General features: G+C 69.3%; 2 protein-coding genes. One reads left to right on the top strand and one right to left on the bottom strand.

From position 1 onward, the window contains the following. Positions 1 to 69: 69 nt before the first annotated feature. A complete protein-coding gene (locus RMO97_RS10370) occupies positions 70 to 231 on the bottom strand; it encodes a hypothetical protein (RefSeq protein ID WP_304781533.1) in 162 nt (53 codons plus the stop codon). 123 nt (positions 232 to 354) lie between these two features. Between RMO97_RS10370 and RMO97_RS10365 the strand changes: the two genes are divergently transcribed. After that, on the top strand, positions 355 to 1690 hold a 1336-nt coding region (locus RMO97_RS10365), incomplete at its 3' end, for a M14 family metallopeptidase (RefSeq protein WP_310540870.1).

The following is a 1690-nucleotide window of genomic DNA, read 5'->3' as shown; positions in this document are numbered from 1 at the left end:
GGGGGGGGGGGGGGGGGGGGGGGGGCGGGTGGGGTTCGTTCAACCCCCCCCCGCCACGCCGCCTGCGGCCTAGAACAGGCCGGCGCGCTGCCCGATCACGAAGATCGCCACGACGATCAGCAGGACCTGAACGATCCAGTTGAGGGGTGAAGGGATCGGCAGCTTCTGGACGGCCCAGAGGGCGAGGGCCAGAAGGACGATGACGACGATGATGAAGATGAGAATGGACATGATGGGCTAACCTCCACCGTTGAAGAAGGTTCCAGCGGCGGTGCTGGTCCCGGCGGGCTTGGCTGGGCTCTCGACAGCGGTCGCGCGTGCGCCCATGTGGTCATGACCTGTCCGGAGCCCGCCATGACCGACGCCCCCTCCTCCGCCGCCTCCCCCTGGGACCAGGACTTCCTGCCGCCGGCGCCGCCCTGGCAGGGGGCGAGCCAGGCGCTGTTGCGGGACGTGACCGACCCATGGGTGACGGCGTTCGAGGCCGATGCTGAGCATGACTTCAGCCCCGACTACGCCGACACCCGGACCTGGTTCGACCGGCTGGAGGCGGCCTCCCCCTGGATCCGCATCGAGGTGTTCGGGACCTCGCCGGAGGGGCGACCGATCTATGCGGTGATCGCCAGCAAGGATGGGGCGGCGTTCGATCCGGCCAAGCCGGTGTTGCTGGCCCAGGCCGGCATCCATCCGGGTGAGATCGACGGCAAGGACGCGGGCATGATGCTGCTGCGCGACATCTGCTTCTACGGCAAGGACGGCCTGCTGGACGGCGCCAACCTGATCCTGGCGCCGATCCTGAGCGTGGACGGACACGAGCGGGCCTCGCGCTATTCGCGGCCCAACCAGCGGGGGCCGCGCATCCAGGGCTGGCGCAACACGGCCACCAACCAGAACCTCAACCGCGACTACATGAAGCTGGACCAGCCGGAGATGCAGGCGGCGCGGGGCCTGCTCAACAAGTACCGGCCCGACCTCTATGTGGACATCCACGTCACCGACGGGCTCGATTACCAGTACGACCTGACCTACGGCTACAATGGCGAGGCGCGGTCCTGGTCGCGCTCGCCGGCCATCGCCGTGTGGCTGGACGATGTGTTCAAGCCGGCGATGAACCGGGCGCTGGAGGCCGAGGGCCATATCCCCGGCGAGCTGGTGTTCGGCCGGGACGACGACGATCCCAAGGCCGGGCTCACCGACGGAGGCCTGGGGGAGCGGTTCTCCAACGGCTGGGGCGCGGCGGCCCACGTGCCCACCATCCTGATCGAGAACCATAGCCTCAAGCCCCACGCCCAGCGGGTGCTGGCCACCTATTTGTTCCTGGAGACGTCGCTGCGGCTGCTGGCCGGCCAGGGCGCGGGCCTACGGGCGGCGATAACGGCCGACCGGGCGCTGCGGCCGACGGAGATTCCGGCCAACTTCACGCCCGGCAAGGCCCCGGCGCGGATGCGCAGCTTCAAGGGCATCAAGTACGAGACCTATGAGAGCGTGGCCTCGGGGCGGCGCGAGATCCGCTGGCTGGGGGAGGCCGACACGGAACTGTGGTCCCTGCCCCACTTCCTGTCGGAGCCGACCCTGACCCTGTCGCGGCCCAAGGGGTACTGGGTTCCCGGCTATCGCAGGGACTTGATCGAACGGCTCACGCTGCACGGGGTGGAGATGGAGGCGGTCAGCGCGCCCACCACGGTGAGCG

This window comes from Phenylobacterium sp. (assembly GCF_031425575.1).
Taxonomy (GTDB): domain Bacteria; phylum Pseudomonadota; class Alphaproteobacteria; order Caulobacterales; family Caulobacteraceae; genus Phenylobacterium.
This window is presented reverse-complemented; position numbering and strand designations above follow the sequence as displayed.